The 19,799-nt window shown below is 45.7% G+C and carries 18 protein-coding genes and 4 pseudogenes; 8 read left to right on the top strand and 14 right to left on the bottom strand.

The window, feature by feature from the left end; translation table 11 throughout:
- Positions 1-11: 11 nt before the first annotated feature.
- Entirely contained in the window at positions 12-1,700 is a 1,689-nt protein-coding gene (gene treC, locus NSQ09_RS10060) for an alpha,alpha-phosphotrehalase (RefSeq protein WP_341031234.1), read from the bottom strand.
- A 70-nt stretch (positions 1,701-1,770) separates the two neighbouring features.
- On the bottom strand, positions 1,771-3,183 hold the full coding sequence (gene treP, locus NSQ09_RS10055; protein ID WP_003233682.1) for a PTS system trehalose-specific EIIBC component: 1,413 nt from the start codon (positions 3,181-3,183) through the stop codon (positions 1,771-1,773).
- A gap of 192 nt (positions 3,184-3,375) precedes the next feature.
- Between treP and NSQ09_RS10050 the strand changes: the two are divergent.
- Positions 3,376-4,110, top strand: a pseudogene (locus NSQ09_RS10050) (spore germination protein); the annotation flags it as partial.
- Here NSQ09_RS10050 and NSQ09_RS10045 read toward each other — a convergent pair.
- The 3 genes and pseudogenes from NSQ09_RS10045 to NSQ09_RS10035 form a co-directional block, all read right to left on the bottom strand.
- Positions 4,110-4,295, bottom strand: a pseudogene (locus tag NSQ09_RS10045) (sodium:alanine symporter family protein); the annotation flags it as partial. The pseudogenes NSQ09_RS10050 and NSQ09_RS10045 sit on opposite strands and share 1 nt — an antisense overlap.
- 124 nt (positions 4,296-4,419) lie before the next feature.
- Complete coding sequence (locus NSQ09_RS10040) at positions 4,420-4,812, bottom strand: DnaJ family domain-containing protein (RefSeq protein ID WP_003233692.1); 393 nt, start codon at positions 4,810-4,812, stop codon at positions 4,420-4,422.
- Between the two features lie 18 nt (positions 4,813-4,830).
- The gene (locus NSQ09_RS10035) at positions 4,831-4,968 is read right to left on the bottom strand and encodes a hypothetical protein (protein ID WP_144453932.1); all 138 of its coding nucleotides are present in this window, start codon (positions 4,966-4,968) and stop codon (positions 4,831-4,833) included.
- A gap of 100 nt (positions 4,969-5,068) precedes the next feature.
- On the opposite strand from NSQ09_RS10035, the gene ltaS reads away from it, so the two are divergent.
- Positions 5,069-7,018, top strand: a complete 1,950-nt coding sequence (gene ltaS / locus NSQ09_RS10030) for a lipoteichoic acid synthase (RefSeq protein WP_041338240.1) — start codon at positions 5,069-5,071, stop codon at positions 7,016-7,018.
- Positions 7,019-7,050: 32 nt separating this feature from the next.
- Here the strand turns inward: ltaS and nagE are convergent, their stop codons facing one another.
- Positions 7,051-8,409: an N-acetylglucosamine-specific PTS transporter subunit IIBC gene (gene nagE, locus NSQ09_RS10025; RefSeq protein WP_003243372.1), complete on the bottom strand. Its 1,359-nt coding sequence runs from the start codon at positions 8,407-8,409 to the stop codon at positions 7,051-7,053.
- A 172-nt stretch (positions 8,410-8,581) separates the two neighbouring features.
- Here nagE and map point away from each other — a divergent pair, with 172 nt between their 5' ends.
- The 4 genes and pseudogenes from map to NSQ09_RS10005 all read left to right on the top strand — a co-directional run bounded on the left by map (position 8,582) and on the right by NSQ09_RS10005 (position 10,279).
- Positions 8,582-9,331, top strand: coding sequence for a type I methionyl aminopeptidase (gene map / locus NSQ09_RS10020; protein WP_017697493.1), 750 nt, complete (start codon positions 8,582-8,584; stop codon positions 9,329-9,331).
- Positions 9,332-9,412: 81 nt separating this feature from the next.
- Positions 9,413-9,723: pseudogene (locus NSQ09_RS10015) on the top strand (DUF3243 family protein).
- A gap of 106 nt (positions 9,724-9,829) precedes the next feature.
- Positions 9,830-9,985, top strand: a complete 156-nt coding sequence (locus NSQ09_RS10010; protein ID WP_003244572.1) for a hypothetical protein — start codon at positions 9,830-9,832, stop codon at positions 9,983-9,985.
- A 156-nt stretch (positions 9,986-10,141) separates the two neighbouring features.
- Complete coding sequence (locus tag NSQ09_RS10005) at positions 10,142-10,279, top strand: YflJ family protein (protein ID WP_003239885.1); 138 nt, start codon at positions 10,142-10,144, stop codon at positions 10,277-10,279.
- 40 nt (positions 10,280-10,319) lie between these two features.
- Here the strand turns inward: NSQ09_RS10005 and NSQ09_RS10000 are convergent.
- Positions 10,320-10,977 (bottom strand): annotated as a pseudogene (locus NSQ09_RS10000) (MOSC domain-containing protein).
- A 66-nt stretch (positions 10,978-11,043) separates the two neighbouring features.
- Between NSQ09_RS10000 and NSQ09_RS09995 the strand changes: the two are divergent.
- Positions 11,044-11,319, top strand: a complete 276-nt coding sequence (locus NSQ09_RS09995; protein ID WP_003233709.1) for an acylphosphatase — start codon at positions 11,044-11,046, stop codon at positions 11,317-11,319.
- Here the strand turns inward: NSQ09_RS09995 and nosA are convergent.
- From nosA to yflR, 7 genes are all read right to left on the bottom strand, one after another.
- A complete protein-coding gene (nosA, locus tag NSQ09_RS09990) occupies positions 11,310-12,401 on the bottom strand; it encodes a nitric oxide synthase (RefSeq protein WP_041338238.1) in 1,092 nt (363 codons plus the stop codon). The two genes, NSQ09_RS09995 and nosA, sit on opposite strands and share 10 nt — an antisense overlap.
- Before the next feature lie 118 nt (positions 12,402-12,519).
- Positions 12,520-13,314 (bottom strand): MBL fold metallo-hydrolase, encoded by a 795-nt coding sequence (locus tag NSQ09_RS09985; RefSeq protein WP_129137515.1) that lies wholly within the window; start codon positions 13,312-13,314, stop codon positions 12,520-12,522.
- 55 nt (positions 13,315-13,369) lie between these two features.
- Entirely contained in the window at positions 13,370-14,671 is a 1,302-nt protein-coding gene (gene citM, locus NSQ09_RS09980) for a citrate transporter CitM (RefSeq protein ID WP_041057044.1), read from the bottom strand.
- Between the two features lie 43 nt (positions 14,672-14,714).
- Positions 14,715-14,840 (bottom strand): hypothetical protein, encoded by a 126-nt coding sequence (locus tag NSQ09_RS09975; RefSeq protein ID WP_041057042.1) that lies wholly within the window; start codon positions 14,838-14,840, stop codon positions 14,715-14,717.
- A 26-nt stretch (positions 14,841-14,866) separates the two neighbouring features.
- Positions 14,867-15,826, bottom strand: a complete 960-nt coding sequence (locus NSQ09_RS09970) for a tripartite tricarboxylate transporter substrate binding protein (protein WP_041332877.1) — start codon at positions 15,824-15,826, stop codon at positions 14,867-14,869.
- Between the two features lie 2 nt (positions 15,827-15,828).
- Positions 15,829-16,509 (bottom strand): two-component response regulator CitT, encoded by a 681-nt coding sequence (gene citT / locus NSQ09_RS09965; protein ID WP_041332880.1) that lies wholly within the window; start codon positions 16,507-16,509, stop codon positions 15,829-15,831.
- Positions 16,481-18,109, bottom strand: coding sequence for a two-component sensor histidine kinase CitS (gene yflR, locus NSQ09_RS09960; protein WP_341031218.1), 1,629 nt, complete (start codon positions 18,107-18,109; stop codon positions 16,481-16,483). Before yflR ends, citT begins: the two co-directional genes overlap by 29 nt.
- A 219-nt stretch (positions 18,110-18,328) precedes the next feature.
- On the opposite strand from yflR, the gene NSQ09_RS09955 reads away from it, so the two are divergent.
- A complete protein-coding gene (locus NSQ09_RS09955; RefSeq protein WP_014478984.1) occupies positions 18,329-19,681 on the top strand; it encodes an IS1182 family transposase in 1,353 nt (450 codons plus the stop codon).
- Positions 19,682-19,799: the final 118 nt, after the last annotated feature.

The raw sequence follows: 19,799 nt of genomic DNA, 5'->3' as shown, positions 1-19,799 counted from the left end.
CCCAGCTTAGTTTAACACGGTTTCGTTAAACGATAAACAATGGACTCATACGGGCGAAGCGTCATGTTCTGAAGCCCTTCCCTTGCTTCATCGTTCGTCAACAGCACCTCTGCCTTCCATTCGTCAGGCGCTAAAGAGTCCGGCAGTGTAAAGGCCGCCTCTGTCCCGTAAAAATTATTGATCACGAGCAGCTTTTCATTGCTGCCGTGTCTTAGATACGCAAAAATGTTCGGGTCATCCTTTGCGATTATCTCATACGTTCCCTCTGTCACAATGTCATACATTTTGCGAATCTGAATCAATTTTTGATAATGGTAAAACACCGAATTTTGATCCCTCAGCGCCGCTTCGGCATTGATTTCCCGATAGTTGCCGGCGACCGGTATCCATGGGGTGCCCGTTGTAAAACCGCCATTCTCCGTAGCATCCCACTGAACAGGGGTTCTGGAATTGTCACGGGATTTCGCCTGTAAAATGGCTGTGATCTCTTGATCAGCCATTCCTTTTTCCTTAAAGGCGTGATACATGTTCAGCGATTCGACATCCCGATAGGAGCTTATGTCAGTAAACTTCGGATTCGTCATCCCCAGCTCCTCGCCCTGATAAATATAAGGCGTGCCCTGCATCATATGAATGGCCGTAGCAAGCATTTTCGCCGATTTCACCCTATATGCGCCATCATCTCCATATCTTGATACAACGCGCGGCTGATCATGATTGCACCAGAACAGAGCGTTCCATCCTCCTCCTGCGTACATCCCCGTTTGCCAGTCAGATAGGATCTCCTTCAGCTTCAAAAAGTCAAACGGCGCCAAGGCCCATTTTTCGCCGTTAGGATAGTCAACCTTGAGATGATGGAAGCTGAATGTCATATCAAGTTCTTTATTGTCAGGATTCGTATACCGGATACAGTGGTCTACGGTTGTTGAAGACATCTCACCGACCGTCATGCTGTCGTAATGCGAAAACACCTTTTCGTTCATTTCATGCAGATATTCGTGCACCCGCGGCCCGTCAGTGTAATAGGCACGGCCGTCCTCTCCGTCTTCCGCATCCGGAAAGCGCTGATCTTTAGAAATCAGGTTGATGACATCAAGCCTGAAGCCATCTATTCCCTTTTCAAACCAAAAATGCATCATGTCATAGACATGCTTTCTGACCTCTTCATTTTCCCAATTCAAATCAGCCTGCGTCACATCAAACAGATGCAAATAGTATTGGCCCGATGCTTCGTCAAGCTCCCATGCCGAGCCGCCGAATTTCGATTCCCAGTTTGTCGGAAGAGAACCGTTTTCCTGCGGGTCTTTCCATATATAAAAATCACGATACGGACTGTCTATTGAAGAGATCGCCTCGCGAAACCATTTGTGCTCTGTTGACGTATGATTGACCACAAGATCCATGACGACTTTCAGGTCTCTTTTATGTGCTTCGGACACTAGCCGCTCAAAATCCTCCATCGTTCCGTATTCAGGATAAATCGAGTAATAATCACGAGTATCGTACCCATTATCATGCTGAGGAGAATCATAAATCGGCGTCAGCCAAAGCACATCCACCTGAAGTGTTTTTAAGTAATCCAGCTTTTCAATAATGCCGTTCAAATCGCCGACACCGTTTCCCGTCGTATCGTTAAAGCTTTTCGGATAAATTTGATAAACCACAGCTTTTTTCCACCATGGCGTTTGTTCTGTTTTCATCTGTTTCCACCACCATATTTAAATTGAAAACGGGAAAAGGGAACGTTCAACACGTCCCGCTCCCCATTTGTTATTTATGTTTGAATCTCGCATACGCGTATGTTCCGGCAAACGGCACGATCAATACAATAGCCATCCCGATTGCAAACGCGCCCCAGTACTGGCTCATGATTGAGAAAATCCCCGGCACGCCGCCGACACCGACGGAGCTTGCCAGCACACCTTGAGAAGAAATATACATTCCGGCCAGGCCAGAGCTGACCATTGCAATGATAAACGGGAATCTGTATCGCAGATTCACCCCAAAGATGGCAGGCTCTGTAATGCCAAGATAAGCAGAAATCCCTGATGTGAGGGAGAGGCCTTTTTGTTTCTCATCCTTCACGATAAACATCATGGCCAGAGCCGCCGAACCTTGTGCGATATTAGAAAGCGCCAGCATCGGCCATAAAAAGGTGCCGCCGAGCTTTGAACCGATGAGCTGCAGGTCGACTGCAAGAAACGTGTGATGCATACCGGTAATCACGAGCGCTGAGTAGAAACCGCCATATAACAGGCCGCCCAGTGCGGCAAAAGAACCAAACACCGAGATAAGCCCTGAAGTCAGTACATTACCGATCGCAAATGTAATCGGGCCGATAATGATAAAAGAGGCAAATCCCGTTAAGAGAAGCGTAATTGGTGCGACAACGAGCAGCTGTATGCCCTCAGGTGTGCGTTTTGTTAAAAATACCTCAATCTTCGCCAGCATATAAGAAGCAAGCAAAATTGGGAGCACCTGGCCCTGATAGCCGACTTTCTGCACCTCTAGGCCGAATAGATTCCATACCGGGATCTCTCCGCTTTGTTCTGCCGCGCCATATCCCCACGCATTCAGCAAATCAGGATGCACGAGCATAACCCCGAGCACGATGCCGAGAAGCGGATTGCCGCCGAACCGCTTGACGGCAGACCATCCGATTAACGCAGGCAAAAACGTAAAGGCCGTGCCTGCAATCAGGTTAATCATATTAGCAAGATCCGCCCACTGCGGATAAACCTGCACAATCGATTTTGTGCTGAAGAAAATGCCTTCCGCCGTTAAAATGTTATTGATCCCCATTAAAAGACCTGCCGTGACAATCGCAGGCAATATTGGAATAAAAATATCTGCAAGCGTTTTCACAGCACGCTGCAAAGGATTCATATTTTTTTCTGAGGCCTTTTTCACTTCATCCTTTGTTGACTCGCCAATCCCCGTTTCCTTGACCAGTTCAGCATATACTTTATTGACAGTTCCCTGGCCGATTACGACCTGAAACTGTCCGTTTGTCGAGAATGATCCCTTTACCACATCAATTTGATCAAGCATCTCTTGGTCAACCTTGCTTTCATCTATTAAAGCAAAACGCAAACGTGTAACACAATGAGTTGCCGCTGCAATATTTTCAGCACCGCCGACTGCTTCGACAATCTGACGTGCCGATTTGTTCAGTTCCCCCATGCCAACCCCTCCGTATCCGTTTTTATAACTTGTATATACAACTTATAATCATATTGTATTCCTGTATATACAGGTAGTCAACACTTTTTTATAGCGCTTTCATCCTAGTCTGGAATATATGAAACAGACAAGGTTACCCTAAAAGTCACAAGCACTTATTGAATATGACATTAAAAAGCAGGGTGAGCCTCTATCAATAAATGCGACAAAGCGCTTCAGCGCATCAAAGAGCTAGAAGACAATCAGGACAGACCGATCTCTCCCAATTTGAAGGAAAACCTCGATAATCTGACCCAGCTTACAGAAGGTTGCTCAAACATCGTATTTAGACAATTTGACTTTGGAAACGGGCTGTGCGGATTTATTGTTTATATCGAAGGAATTGTAAAATCTGAACATATTCAGGATCACGCCCTCCGCCCTTTCTTAATGCATTTGACGGAACAAATAAATGAACATGAAGAGGCGCTGCAAAATACTCTATCCATTTCAAGTGTTGCAACAGAAACGAGTATGAGCAAAGTGGCTGCATCCATCATTGAGGGGAACGCGGTTTTATTTGCCGACGGGCACTCAAAAGGCCTGATCTTAAATATAAAAGGCGGACAAAGAAGAAGCATTGAAGAGCCGATAACAGAATCGACCATCAGAGGGTCAAGAGAGGGCTTCACTGAAAGCCTCAGGGTCAATACCGCTCTTGTGCGCTTTCGCGTCAAAACGTTTCAGCTTAAAATGATTTCGTTTAAAATCGGCACGAAAACCAAAACCGATGTTGTCTTGGCCTATATTGACGGGCTTGCCGATCCAAAGGTCATTGACAAAGCAAAAAAAAGAATCAAAAAGATAAAGATTGATGCTGTTTTAGAAAGCGGATATATTGAAGAGTTTATCGAAGACGACACGTACTCGCCATTCCCCCAGCTGCAAAGCGGTGTGACTGTGCCTTCTCCCTTCGGCTTTTTTCCCTGTTTGAAAATGTATAAAGGATAGCGAAATTGAAAACCTTTCAGCAAAATAGTGAAATACAACCCCGTCCCCGTCAGCAGGATGATTAGCGGCGGGCCCCACAGCCAATCAGATATATGCTCTATCCATACTAATAGTCGTTCCATCCCATCACCCTTATTTCGTTTATGGGTCATTTCCCATAGATGGAAAAACATAAACCTTTTGACATAGAACTTGGAACATAAAAAGGATGGCTTTTATCAATCGCCATCCTGCAGATCAGACCAATCAGCTGGAAGAAGGTCTGTTTCGTCCAAGCCGGTCATATACTTTATTCTTATAAAAAGCGGATGCTGGCTTTGAAAACATGCCTTTTTTGTCGACAAGCTTATCAAGCAGCAATTGCTTTTCAGATTTTTTTCTGATTAATTGCTCGCGTTCTTTTTCGTCATAGCACTTTTCGATTAAATGGTCGATGGTCATAAGCTCTTTTTTGAGCGCGCCCTCGTCCTCTGCCATTCCCGCGTTTTTCAAAATACGATAGCCCATGCGCAGCGATTCCGGCAAGTGTGCCGCGTCATCCTTCGGCAGCGGCTTCCCCATTCCCGGGAGGTTTTGAAAGTCCCCGTCTTTGATGGCGCGCTTAATTTTATCTTCAGACACAATATGGGAAAAATCCATCATTTCACCTCTTTTTATCTATACCTTATATTTTATCATACAATTCTCAATGTGCCATTTTATTCCTTTATTTCTAGAAAGATACCTTGTTTTACATTTGGTAATATCAAAGCGAAACGTTGATTCGACGGCGTTTTTCGCCACTTTCTCCATCATACGATTTTCACTTTTCTAATCTGCTGATTCGTGTTATATTGGATACGTTCGTTTTTTCTATCGTTTCGCTCGAACTGGATCGGAAAAAAGGAGTGTAACAATGAAAACATTTATAAAAGAAAGAGGACTGGCCTTCTTCTTAATTGCGGTCGTCCTGTTATGGATCAAAACGTATGTCGGTTATGTCCTGAATTTCAACTTAGGAATAGACAACACGATACAAAAAATATTGCTTTTTGTGAATCCTCTTAGCTCAAGCTTGTTCTTTCTTGGCTTTGGACTCTTGTTCAAGAAAAAATTACAGCAGACAGCCATTATAGTGATTCATTTTTTAATGTCTTTTTTACTGTACGCCAACATTGTGTACTACAGATTTTTCAATGATTTTATTACAATTCCGGTCATTATGCAGGCTAAAACAAACGGCGGCCAACTCGGAGACAGCGCATTTTCGCTGATGAGACCGACTGACGCCTTTTACTTTATCGATACGATCATCCTGATCATCTTGGCGATCAAAGTAAACAAGCCTGCCGAAACGTCAAGCAAAAAATCGTTCCGAATTATTTTTGCGTCTTCAATTCTTGTGTTCTTGATCAACCTGGCAGTTGCGGAATCAGACCGTCCTGAATTGCTGACAAGATCATTCGACCGGAACTATCTTGTGAAATACTTGGGAACATACAATTTCACGATTTATGACGCTGTACAGAATATCAAGTCCAACAGCCAGCGCGCGCTTGCCGATTCCAGCGACGTGACGGAAGTGGAAAACTACATGAAAGCCAATTACGATGTGCCGAATAACGTGTATTTCGGCAAAGCGGAAGGCAAAAACGTCATTTACGTTTCACTTGAATCTTTGCAGTCATTTATCATCGACTATAAAATTGACGGCAAAGAAGTGACACCGTTCTTAAATAAACTGGCACATGATAACGAAACGTTCTACTTTGATAACTTTTTCCACCAAACGGGACAAGGTAAAACATCTGATGCTGAATTTATGATGGAAAACTCTCTGTACCCGCTGGCTCAAGGTTCAGTTTTCGTAAACAAAGCGCAAAACACGCTGCAATCCGTTCCGGCGATTCTGAAGTCTAAGAATTACACATCTGCTGCTTTCCACGGGAACACGCAGACGTTCTGGAACCGTAACGAAATGTACAAAGCGGAAGGCATTGATAAATTCTTTGATTCTGCCTACTATGACATGAACGAAGAAAACACGAAAAACTACGGCATGAAAGACAAACCGTTCTTCAAAGAATCAATGCCGCTGCTGGAAAGCCTGCCGCAGCCGTTCTATACGAAGTTCATTACCCTGTCCAACCACTTCCCATTCGGAATGGATGAGGGGGATACAGACTTCCCGGCTGGAGACTTTGGTGACTCTGTCGTCGATAACTACTTCCAGTCAGCCCATTACCTTGATCAGTCCATTGAACAATTCTTCAATGATCTGAAAAAAGACGGGTTATATGATAAATCGATTATTGTGATGTACGGAGACCACTACGGCATCTCTGAAAACCACAATAAAGCGATGGCGAAAGTGCTTGGCAAAGATGAAATCACTGATTACGACAACGCCCAGCTTCAACGGGTGCCGCTCTTTATCCACGCTGCCGGCGTGAAGGGCGAGAAAGTTCATAAATATGCCGGAGACGTTGATGTGGCTCCTACCATTCTGCATCTGCTCGGAGTGGATACGAAGGACTATCTGATGTCCGGTTCTGATATTTTATCGAAAGAACACCGTGAAGTGATTCCGTTTCGAAACGGAGACTTTATTTCACCGAAGTACACGAAAATATCCGGTAAGTATTACGACACGAAAACCGGAAAAGAACTCGATGAATCCGAAGTAGACAAGTCAGAAGACTCACTCGTCAAGAAGGAACTTGAAATGTCCGATAAAATCATAAACGGAGACCTGCTGCGGTTCTACGAGCCGAAAGGTTTTAAGAAGGTGAATCCTTCTGATTATGATTACACAAAACATGACGAAGATTCTTCCGAAACGTCAAAGGATAACGAAGATAAATAAGAAAAAGCGGAGAGGGCAACCTCTCCGCTTTTTTATTTGACAGCAGCTCTTAATTCCTCAGCTGCAAATTCCACATTCGGGCCAATAATGACTTGAACCGATTGTCCGCCCGATTTGACAACCCCTTTTGCGCCTGCTTTTTTTAGCAGCGCTTCATCCACCAAAGCGGTATCCTTCACAGTCAGTCGCAGCCTTGTGGCGCAATGATCAATGGTTTGAAGGTTTTCTTTTCCGCCGAGCCCTTTCAGCATGATGTTTTCATTTACATCCTGGACAGTATTTTCATCCAGCACTTCATCCACATCATCGTCTTCCCGTCCAGGCGTTTTTAAATTCAAAGCCTTAATCAGTACATAAAACACGATAAAGTATACCGCTGCATAGCATATACCTACCAAAAGCAGAAGCAGCGGTTTTTCCGCGATTCCATAGCTGAGCACATAATCGATAGCTCCGGCTGAAAAAGAGAAGCCTGAGCGGATGCCGAGCCAGTTGACGATAAATAAAGATAACCCGGTTAAGACCGCGTGAACAGCGTATAAAAGCGGAGATAAAAACATAAATGCAAACTCAATCGGCTCCGTAATCCCTGTGATAAACGCCGTTAAAGCAAATCCAATCATCATTCCAGCCGTCGCTTTCCGTTTAGACGGCTTCGCAGTCACAACCATAGCCAGACACGCCGCCGGAAGACCGAACATCATGATTGGGAAAAATCCGGTCATATATGTGCCCGCAGTCGGATCTTTCGCGAAAAAGCGCGCCAAATCCCCTGTCACTCCGTTATATTCTCCGAATTGGAACCAGAAAATATTGTTCAGCACATGGTGAAGGCCAAGCGGAATTAACAGCCTGTTGAATAGGCCGAATATGCCTGCCCCGATGCCGCCGAGCCCGAGCATCCACTCTCCAAACGAGTTGATACACGATTGAATCGGCGGCCAGACCACTCCGAATATGCCCGCTAAAATGATCGTAATAATGGCTGTTAAAATCGGCACAAGCCGTCTGCCACTGAAGAACCCGAGATATTCAGGCAGCTTGGTATCCTTGAAGCGGTTATAGGTGTAACCGGCAATTAAACCGGCAATAATTCCCCCAAACACCGCCATGTTATTTGTTTTATCAATTGTCTTTGTTGCCGCGTCAAGCATCAGATACGATATCGCCCCTGATAAACCCGCTGCCCCATTGCTGTCTTTTGAAATGCCGATGGCAATACCGATCGCAAAAATAAGCGGCAGATGATCAAAAACCGCCGTCCCCGCCTGATAGACAAACGGGATATTAAATACATCCTCTCTGCCAAGCGCAAGGATAATTCCAACCGCAGGCAGAACCGCAATCGGGAGCATAAATGACTTCCCGAGTTTTTGTAAAAATGAAAGCATACCCATCCCCCTCATACCCTTTTTTTTTCAAATATACCATATAAGATATCTAGTGATCTATACCAATTTTCCCGGGGGTATTTCTTTTTTCCCAGGTCCGTGTGTTTCCTATTTTTAAGACAGTTGTGGTAAGCTTAATCTAGATTATTTAAAAAGAAAGCGGGAATGACAGATGATTGTAACAAACGATCAAGAATTAGAAGGCCTGAAAAAAATCGGAAGAATCGTCGCGCTTGCGCGTGAAGAAATGAAGCGGAAGGCAGAGCCCGGCATGAGCACAAAAGACCTTGACCTTATCGGAAAAGCTGTGCTTGATGAGCACGGCGCCGTTTCAGCTCCTGAGAAGGAATACGATTTTCCAGGCGTGACATGCATCAGCGTAAATGATGAAGTGGCTCACGGCATACCAAGCACATCCAAAATTTTAAAAGCAGGGGACCTTGTCAACATCGACATCTCCGCTGAATTTGGCGGCTTCTATTCCGACACAGGCATCTCATTTGTGCTCGGTGAAGGAGAAGAACGCCTTCATAAGCTTTGCCAATGCGCGGAAAACGCATTTCAAAAGGGGCTTCAGCAGGCAAAAGCGGGCAAGCGCCAAAACCAGATCGGAAGAGCCGTTTATCATGAAGCACGCTCTCAAGGCTTTACCGTCATCAAAACCCTGACCGGCCACGGAATCGGCCGAAGCCTGCATGAAGCGCCGAACCACATCATGAACTATTATGATCCGTTTGATAACGCGCTGTTCAAAAATGGCACAGTCATCGCGCTTGAACCGTTTATTTCAACGAAAGCAGAAACGATTTTTGAAGCTGGAGACGGCTGGACGCTCAAGACGCCGGATAAAAGCATGGTTGCCCAAGTTGAACACACGATCGTCATCACAAAAGATGAACCGATTATCCTGACGAAACTGTAAAACACATTCCGGGCTTCCGGCAGGTTTAACCTCCTCCAATAGCAGGTAAAACATCATTATTCTGCACGAGGAGGTCTTGCAATGAACAGAGATCAAGAAAAAATCCAAATTGCGAAATGAACGCGATGCATGGCACAATAAAAGAAGACATTTTAAAAGACTTTGATGAATTTAAAGGCTACCTGAAAAAACAAGTCAACCGAGGCAAAAAGCTGGGATTGGATGACGGCAAGCTTGTAAAAAGCGCTGCGATCCTGAGAGACTACCTCGCAAAGCATGAAGAGCCGCAAAACGGTGAAGAAATGCTGCTGCAAGAGCTTTGGAGCGTTGCGGACGAAGATGAGAAAGAACATTTGGCACAGCTTCTGGTCAAATTGGTTGATAAACAATAAAACATGAGCCGGGCGATATGCGCCCGGCTTTCTTGATATTGTCACAGCCCGGCTCTTTCAGATATGCTACACTACTATTATCTCTGTGAAAGGAGCCTTTATCTGCATGTGGTTTATTATTTTCGGCATCATTTTTTTCATTGAAGGCATCATTATGACCGTTTACGGCGTTAAGAAAAAAAACGGGATGCTCACATATATCGGCATTGTTTTCGCCATTATGACATTTGGCGTTGTCATGATCAAACTAACCGGTCATTAAATCATATTCGGCTTTTGCTCCGCATATACATACAGAAGAACATTCGTACATCTAGTGCGAAAGGCTCAGTTTTCCCCGCATCTCTTTTCAGCATCTTTTTATAGATGTTACAATGCCAATCGTTTCGAAATCAGATAGGGAAAGGAGTTTTCTGACATGCATTACGGCAGTAAAGGCTGGTATGTGGCAGAACTAAAAAAGCAGGGGATCACGCACCATGAGGGAAGAAAGCTTCAAAGCTATAAAACCTATTTTCTTGCCAACCTGCTTGAAACAAAGAAAAAACAATCTTAAATATGGCAAAGCCGCGCACGTTGATATGCGCGGCTTTTTTCTATTCAACCGGCAGCAGCCTGTCCTTTTTTTCATAAAGGACGCTCTCCAGCTTTCCGATAGTGCAGCCTCACTTAAAATCAGTTCTATGGCGGTGAGATTTTTTGCATCATGGTAGTTGATGCGGTTGGCGAACTGGACGGATATGCCCTTCTCTCCTCTGGACAGCAATTCAAGGTTCGCGCCGGGAGACACCCTGCCCTCCTCCAGCACGCGAAAATAAAACCCTGTATAGCCGGTTTGCTGGACCTTCAGCACCATTTCTTTTACACCAAACTTTTTCGCCAGCTTTACACACGGCTGGCGCGGCTGGCTGACCTGAACAACAGCTTCATCAATCCTGAACACATCCCCGATGCAAACATTCTCCTCAGTCAGGCCCGCGACCGTCAGATTTTCTCCAAATGCGGCATTTGACAGCGGTCTTGAGAGGAACTCTTCCCATAATGCTCCGCCGGGTAGACACAGACAGCCTTATCAGGTCCGCCGTGGTTGACGAGGTCCGCCTGTCAGTCTCCTTCAAAATTCTCCCGATACAGCATGACGGCTGATTCAGCCGGCCGCTTCATGATGCCGGTTTCGATTTTCTTTCCGTCATATTCAAGCGTCTGCGGTTTTCCCAGATTAAGAGAAAGAACTGAATAGCGCTCTGGTTTCATACAAACACATCCCCTTTACAGGTTGTAAAATGATTGATTATCATAAAAAGAAAAGGTGGTTTTTACATGCTTCAATACCGAATCATTGTAAACGGCCGGGTTCAAGGTGTGGGCTTTCGCTATTTTGTTCAAATGGAAGCTGATAAGCGAAAACTGGCCGGCTGGGTCAAAAACCGTGATGACGGGCGTGTCGAGATTTTGGCAGAGGGTCCGGAAAACGCCCTGCAATCGTTTGTTGAGGCTGTAAAGAACGGAAGCCCTTTCTCAAAGGTTACCGACATCTCTGTGACTGAATCCCGCAGCCTTGAAGGCCATCATCGATTTTCTATTGTTTACTCATAAGGCTTATCTTGATAAAAGTAATTCGGCTTAACGATTGAGTTATCATAGGATCGGTGGAAGATATGAGTGGCAGCGGGTGAAATTGGCGGAATCAGCCACGTCCAGTCTCCCGTCAGCTTTCTGCCCGCTTCTTCCTCCTGTTCTTCAAACCGTTTAAACTGGCTTGCCGCTGTATGATGGTCAACGATGCTGACACCCTGCTTTTTATACGAGTGCAGCACAGCTTTATTCAATTCAACTAGCGCTTGATCCTTCCATAAATCCGTATTGTAATCAGCGGCGATGCCGATCACGGACGCTACTTTTTTCAGCTTGTCGTACCGCTTTTCATCTGCGAGGTTTCTCGCTCCGATCTCCGTGCCCATATACCAGCCGTTAAATGGCGCGGCATTATAATGAATGCCCCCGACTTCAAGCTTCATATCAGAGATGATAGGCACGCCGTACCACTTCAGCTCCAAATCAGAAAACGCCTCGATGTCCGGATGTGTGATTGGAACCTCGATCACAAGTGAACGCGGCAGCTCATACCAGACAGGCTGTTTGTCGCCTTTCATGCGAAAAATGAGCGGCAGCAGGTCAAAATCCGTTCGCTCTCCGCGCCAGCCGAGCTCTTCGCAGGCTGCTGTCAGTGAACAGGAAGCCGGGTCGCCGATTCTTTCTCCGTCTGACTCATATCCAGCGTACCGGATCAGCTGATGATTCCAGATCTCGACTTGCTTTTCACCCTTCTCTTCCGGAGGGAGAATCGTAATGGTCGGTCTGATTTTCCCGTTATTGGTGGCGGTTTCAATATGGTGAAAGAGGGCGTCACGCACTTCCTCCTTCGTCCGGACGTCTCGTCTGTCAATAACATTCAGCGAATTCCAGAACAATCTGCCGATGCAGCGGTTACTGTTTCTCCAAGCCATTTTCGCTCCGTGCTCCAGCTCTTCCTTCGTATGTACATAGCTTCCGGTCAGGTCAATTTCGCTTTTAATGTCCTCGAGACGGTCTTTCACTTCCTCCTCCTTTCCCAATTCCTGATAGCATGCGGCAATAAACGCTTTCGCTTCGTTCCAGAGTATTTCTTTTTCTTCCAACAAACTCTCCCCTTCACATCACTTCATGCTTTTCATTGTATCGTTTTTAAGCGGCAAGACAAATGATTTTTCTGCAACTTCCTGGAAAACAATAAAAAACACCCGCGTGGTGCGGGTGTCAAATAGACGATAACCGATTTGCCAATTCAGTTAAGTCACTTCGAAAGTTTTTGCCGGTCATCGGTATGCCGTGCCCGGTCAATAACGCTTCCGGTTCAAGACCGGCCAGCTTTAGAATGGACTCCGCGGCCGTCTCTGTGTCAGGCGTGAAATAAGCCGGCGGCCCGTGAAGCTCCTGTTTTTGTATCAAGACGTCAGCCATTTTCTCTTGTTCCACTGTAATAACAGCATCACCTGCCACAAGCACGCGTCCGTCATCGCGGAATAACGAAATATGGCCCGGCGTGTGTCCTGGTGTCGCGATCCATATCCACTCGTCAAGAAAAGGAACTGAACCGTCTTCCGGCAGTGCCTGGACATGTGAGGAAATATCGATGGAGTGCCGCGGAAACAGCGGCGACAGCTTGGCGACCAGCCCGCTCTTGCTGTCAGGACGAGCCGGAGGATAATCCTCTTTACCTGTTACATAGGGCATTTCCCGAGAATGGATATAAACAGGCACATCCCAATGCTCAAGGATCTCTTCGATTGCCCCAATATGGTCAAAGTGCCCGTGTGTGAGGATAATCGCCTTCAGCTGAAACCCTTCACCGAATCTTTGTTTGGCTTCATTGACAATCATGCCGGCTGATTGAGGCATGCCGGCATCAATTAAAACAAATGAGTGAGGTTCAGAAGGCAGCTGAATAAAATAGACATTCGCAATTTGCACAGTCAGGCCGTGCACCCCTTTTGCCGCTTCGAACCCCGTTCCGCTTCTGACGGAAGTCAGCGGCATATAAGGATCACTCATAATGACACCTCCGGAATGTTGTATGCCGTTAGTGTGTGTCATTACGCCTGAATTATCATACGGAAATAGAGATCGCACCGATCAATAGAGCGATAGCCGTCATGACGATCACTGCGAGAACCGCCCATTTCAATGCGAATTTTTGATGGTCGTCAATAGAAACTCCGACGAGTCCGACAAGCAAATGAGTGGATGGCACAAGCGGACTCAGCATATGAATCGGCTGGCCGATAATAGAGGCTCTGGCAATTTCCACTTTATCCACACCGTATGCGACAGCTGTTTCTGATAAAATCGGCAGCACCCCGTAGAAATACGCGTCATTCGGCATCAAGAATGTGAAAATGCCGCTTGTTAAGGCAACAATCGCCGGGATCAATCCGCCCATTTGTTCCGGTATCATGGACACGAGCGAGATCGCCATTTCATCAACCATTTTCGTGCCTGTCAAAATCCCCGTGAACACCCCCGCGGCAAAAATCATTGAACCGATAGCCAGCACGTTGCTGGAATGCGCCGCGATGCGCTGTCTCTGATGCTCGAGATTGGGATAATTCACAATCAGCGCAATACAAAACGCAATGACAAACAGTACGGTTAAACTGACTTTACCCGATACTAAACATCCTATTAAAGAAAGCGTTAACAATAAATTGAACCACCAAAGCTTCGGCCGCTTCCACTCATCTTCAACCGCAGCAGCCGGTTCATTGGCATCGGCTGGCTGTTTCAGTTCAATCACACCAAGGCGCTTTCGTTCCGCTTTTCCAAGCACATACGCAACCGCCACCATACAAAGCATCCCGCTTGCAATGACAGGAATCATCGGCCCTGTAAGCTCAGCTGGATCAACCCCCAGCGCACTCGCGGCCCTCGGCGTCGCACCGCCCCATGGAATCGTGTTCATGATTCCCATGCCGACTCCCGCGATTCCTGCCAAGATAATTGGCCGGATGCCTAGCAGCAAATAGAGCGGAAGCATGGCGCTTGTCGTAATCATGTACGTTGTCGAGCCATCTCCGTCCAAGGCGACGAGCATTGTAAGGACCGCTGTCCCGACAACAATTTTTAAAGGGTCTCCTTTGACCATGCTTAAAATTTTGCCAACCATTGGATCAAACAGGCCTGTATCAATCATAATTCCAAAATATAAGATCGCAAACATAATCATGACCGCAGTCGGCGCGACTTGCTGAATCCCCGAAATCATCATGTCCCCAACTTCAGTAAATCCAAATCCGGCGATAAGCGCAAACACAATCGGCGTCAAAACTAATGCTGTTAAAACAGAAAGCCGTTTTGTCATGATCAATGCCATAAACACAAGCATCATGAGAAAGCCTAAGATTGCTAACACATCCATTCCCCCTTAAATGAATCCGCTTACATTTTTTTCTCCCTTACTCCCCTTTTTGTCTTGCCTTTTTGCCATCGTATGGGAAAACCAACCGCAAGTAAATAATTTGGTTTTTTTGTATTTTTAAATTTTTAAAACCGTTTTGTTCTTTTTGATCAATTTTCAGCATGAAAAAAATCCCGGGATGCCGGGATCTTAATTTCCTGTCATGATGCTTTGATAAAAAGCGGATTGCTCTTCTAAAAACCGTTTCGTTTCCCTGCTGTTCAAATAAAAGCTTTCCCAGTCCTGTTCGTTTATTTTCCGCTTCCATTCAGGTGAAGAGGTGACCTTCTTTAGCGCTTGATCCCAGTAAGAAATCTCTTCCTCAGACATATTTTTCGGGCCCAAAATCCCTCTCCAATGAGAAAAAACAAACGGGATTCCCTGCTCCTTCCACGTCGGTACATTTGGAAAACCGGGAAGTCTTTTATCAGATGTTACAGCGGCTAACGTGATATCGCCGTTTCGTTCATATGGTTTCGCTTCAGAAAGTGTCATGGAAGCCGCTTCTATCTCATGTCTGATCAGCGCCTGAATGAGCTGTTCGCTGCTGTCATACTGTGAGAATTGAATGTCAAACGGGTCAATGCCGTACATATCTGCCGCTCTGACGAACGAGAGCTGATCATCATTGCCAAACCCCGGGGCAAAGCCGATTCTCACCTTGCCGGGATGCATGTTGATCTCATTCAGCACATCCTTGCCATTTGTTAACGCTGATCCTTTTGGCAATGCAACCGTCTGCCATTCCTTGGAGAGAATGGCGAGCGGAGTAAAATCGGACATTTTTAATTTGCTTTGCCCGAGAAGATCATTGCTCAATATTAGGCTGGACGTCATGCTGATGGTTTGTTTGCTGCTTTTGTTGACATATTTCCAGCCTTTCTCTCCCCCTCCGCCGGATTTATAGACGATATGAACATCATCCTTCACGATCTGCTTCTTCCTCAATACTGATTGGATCGCCTGCGCTGTGACGTCCCAGCCGCCAGAAGGTTCGGCGGGGACGACAATTTCTATCGGCCCGTCCGGCAGGCGCGGCGCAGCCGCCTGCCTGATATCACCCTGCATAAAGATCAATAGAAAAATCAATAATATTATAGATTTTTTCATATCTAATCCGCCGCCAAATAATATTTTCTCTCCGGCCTGCCGATAATCCCGTATTCAAGCTCGGCTATTGCTTCTTCCTTTGACACAAGGTACTCGGCATAACGGCGGGCAGTTGTTCGTGACGCCCCCATTTTTTCCCCAAGTTCCTCCGCTGTCAATCCTTCTGACGCAGTCTGAAGCGCTTCCTTAATTTTTCGCAGTGTAATCGAATTAATGCCAGTCGGCAAATCCTCTGCCGGCAAAGCTGTCTTCACACCGTTCCCAAAAATATGGTCGATCATGGATTGGCTGACCTCCGGCTGAGACATGAGCAGCTTCCTTTTTTCTTTATACTGAAGCAGCACCTGCCTGAACTTGTCAGCCGTTACGGGTTTGATCAAATAGTGGGCAATTCCTGCCCTTAGCGCTTCCTGCAAATGCCGGGTTTCTGTTGCCGCTGTGATAATCATAATGTCCACTTCAGGAAATTGGCTTCGTATATCGGGAATCAACGCGGTCCCAAGCTCGTCCGGCATATAAATATCCAACAGAAGCAAATCAGCCTTGTGTTCCTTCAAAAGCGCCAATGTCTCTTTTGCGTTAGCCGCCTTGCCGATAATCTTGAATCCATCAAGCTGTTTAATCAATCTCTCATGGATTTGCGCAACTCGAAAATCATCCTCCGCAATCGCGATGTGAATCAAATGGATTCCCCCTTTGTTTCTCCTTCGGTATAAACACAGTGAATACCGCCCCGCCAGTTTTTTGATTCGCCAGTTCGATCCAGCCGCCCAGTTCACGCACTGAGTCTTTCACATTGGCCAGACCGTAGCCTCTCCTCATCCCCTTTGAAGAATAGCCTCTCTCAAACACAGCTTCTATTTTCTCTGGCGGCACACCGGGCCCTGTGTCTGATACTTCAATGACAATGTCATGGCCCATATCCGTGATAAAAAACAAAACTTCCTTCACGCTTTGCTCCGCTACAGCTTCGAAAGCGTTATCAATTAAATTGCCAATAATCGTAATAAGATGGGACAAGCCGATATGTGCAGGAAGAGGCGCGAGTGAGCTGTTCTCATCAATCACCAGCTTGACCTTCTTTTCCGATGCCTTGCTTATTTTCCCTAACAAAATGGCCTGCACCTGCTGCGAATGAATGTTATGGAATAAAAGATCATGCTGTTCATTTTGTATCGCATATTCCTCTTTAATCAGATCAATGGCTTCATCATACTCCCCAAGCTCAAGCAGCCCTAAAATCGCATAAAGCTTATTTGAAAATTCATGAGTCTGCGCCCTGAGATCCTCTGAATATTTGCGAACCTCTGTCAATGTGTCGATCAGCTTCTTCAGCTCTGTTTTCTCCCTGAAGCTGACGACAATCCCATACGCCTGCCCGCCTTGATTCATCACTTTCGTATTGATAATAAACACTTGATCGTTGACGCTTACCTCCTGGTTCGGCAGCATTTCTCCTTGTTCAAGCACAGACATCAGCCCTGCTCCCGGCATGACGTCATCTATAGGAAGATGGGTCACAGGCTCGGGCAGCTTCAGCATCTCGGCCGCCGATACGTTCATCATGGTGACGACGCCTTCACGATTGGTGGCAATAATCCCTTCTCGAATCGCGAAAAGCATTGCGTTCCTCTCACGATATAGAGCCGCGATCTCATGCGGTTCAAGCCCAAGCGTATCCTTTCTGATGCTTTTCGCCAGCACGGCGGCGCCAATAAATCCGAGCAGCAGTACAAGCACAGCAATCACACTCAAATTTCTCAAATGCTTTTTGATGCTTTGCTCTGTCTCCGTTTGCAGAAAATCAACAGATACGCTGCCGATCACTTGGCTGTATCCCTTCTGTTCTTTTATAATTGGCGCGCTCCCTCTGATCACTCTTCGTCCATCCGCTTTTGTTTCAGAAACATGCGAACCGCCAAACAAAATTTCTCTGCTGCGCTCCAGTTTCTTTAATCCGCTTTTTCCAGAGGCGCTGCGAATGTCTCCTTTTTCGTCCAAAACATAAATGGCAAACGCGCCAGTCTGTTCTTTCATTTGTTCAATGACCTCTTGCGTCTCAGCCGCATGTCCGCCTTTTCTCTCAATGAGCTCTTTAACCGGCGGCATATAGGAGATGGTTCTCGCCGTTTGAACCGCCAGCTGCTCTGCCTGTCTCCGTTCTCCCTGTGTATGCTGAACGGCTAACGTAATGGTCAGCACACCAATGACAAAGACCAGCAGAGCCGCAATCAGCCCCATTATTTTTGTTTGCAGGGAAAAATGGAACCGCTTTTTCACCACAGCACCAGCCGTCCTTTCTACCTAGATCATACCATTTTTCACAGGAAATTTTCTCATTTTTCAAAATCCGTTTTCTTGCGAAGGAGTGAAAATAAAAAAAAGGCAGACCGCGTCTGCCTCAGGCTGTCGAGAAAATCTCGTCAGCCTTTATTTTTCCTTAAAATATCCATTCTTCTGTAATAAAATAAAAGAAAGACTTAAAAGGACGGTGTCTTTCTCATGTTCCACACAAGAAACTCTTCTCAAAACACAGCCGAATTTGTTCTGCTTGACCAACTCGTTGAAGAGGATCACCTGCTTCGGAAAATTGATAAACACATAGACTTCTCTTTCATCATTGAAAAGGTGAAACCTTACTACAGTGAAAACAAAGGCCGCCCCTCACTTGATCCGCTTATTTTATTTAAAATGATGTTTATCGGATACCTCTATGGTATCCGTTCAGAAAGACAGCTTGAAAAAGAAATTTACTACAATATGGCGTACAGATGGTTTCTCGGATTGAACATAAACGACCCGGTTCCACACCACTCCACCATCAGCTGGAACAGACGCACACGCTTTAAAGATACAACCATCTTCCAAGACATTTTTGATGAGATCGTTCTTCAGGCCATCAATCATGACATGGTGGGCGGACGAGTCCTATTCACCGACTCCACACACCTTAAAGCCAATGCCAACAAGCATAAATACACAAGAAAAACAATTGCGCAGGATACCCAAAACTATATCAAGGATTTAAATGAAGCCATTCAAGAGGATCGGGAGGAACACGGAAAAAAACCATTAACAGCCAAAGAGGAGGTGAAAGCTGAAAAAGAGATCCGCCACAGTACAACCGATCCGGAAAGTGGCTATCTGTATCGTGAAAACAAACCAGAAGGTTTTTTCTATTTAGATCACCGCACAACAGATATGAAATACAACATTATCACCGATGCCTACGTCACACCTGGAAATGTCCATGATTCTGTGCCTTATCTTGACCGATTAGACCACCAAATCGCACGATTTGGTTTTCAAGTAGAAGCCGTCGCCCTTGATTCCGGATATTTAACGACTCCGATCTGTAAAGGATTATCTGACCGCCAAATCTTTGGTGTCATCGCACATAGACGTTATCACCCTATCCGAGGCTTGTTTCCAAAATGGAAATTTCATTATGACAGTGAACAAGACAGATACATTTGTCCAAATCACCAAACACTTACATACTCAACAACTGACCGAAAAGGCTACCGGTCATATAAATCAAATCCTGAAATATGTTCCTCATGCCCACTGCTTGAAAACTGTACAAAATCAAAGAATCGGCAGAAAGTGATTACTCGACATGTATGGGAAGATCATAAAGAAAAGGTCAGACAAAATCGCTTGTCTGTTTCAGGAAAAAACCTCTACAAAAAAAGAAAAGAAAAAATAGAGCGAAGCTTTGCAGATTCAAAACAGCTGCATGGGCTTCGCTATTGCAGGTTGAGGGGAAAACGAAATGTGAGTGAACAAGTTCTCCTCACAGCCGCATGCCAGAACATGAAGAAGATTGCCACATACCTAGCCAAGCAAGGCTAGGCATGTGGGAGCGCTTTTTCTGCATCTGAAACCTGGTGAATATCTAAAGAAACAGTATAAAACAAAAAAGCTTGTAGAAAAAACATCGTTTTCTCTACAAGCTGAGGCAGACCGCGTC

It is taken from the genome of Bacillus sp. FSL W8-1202 (genome assembly GCF_038006165.1).
Lineage (GTDB): Bacteria > Bacillota > Bacilli > Bacillales > Bacillaceae > Bacillus > Bacillus subtilis.
This window is presented reverse-complemented; position numbering and strand designations above follow the sequence as displayed.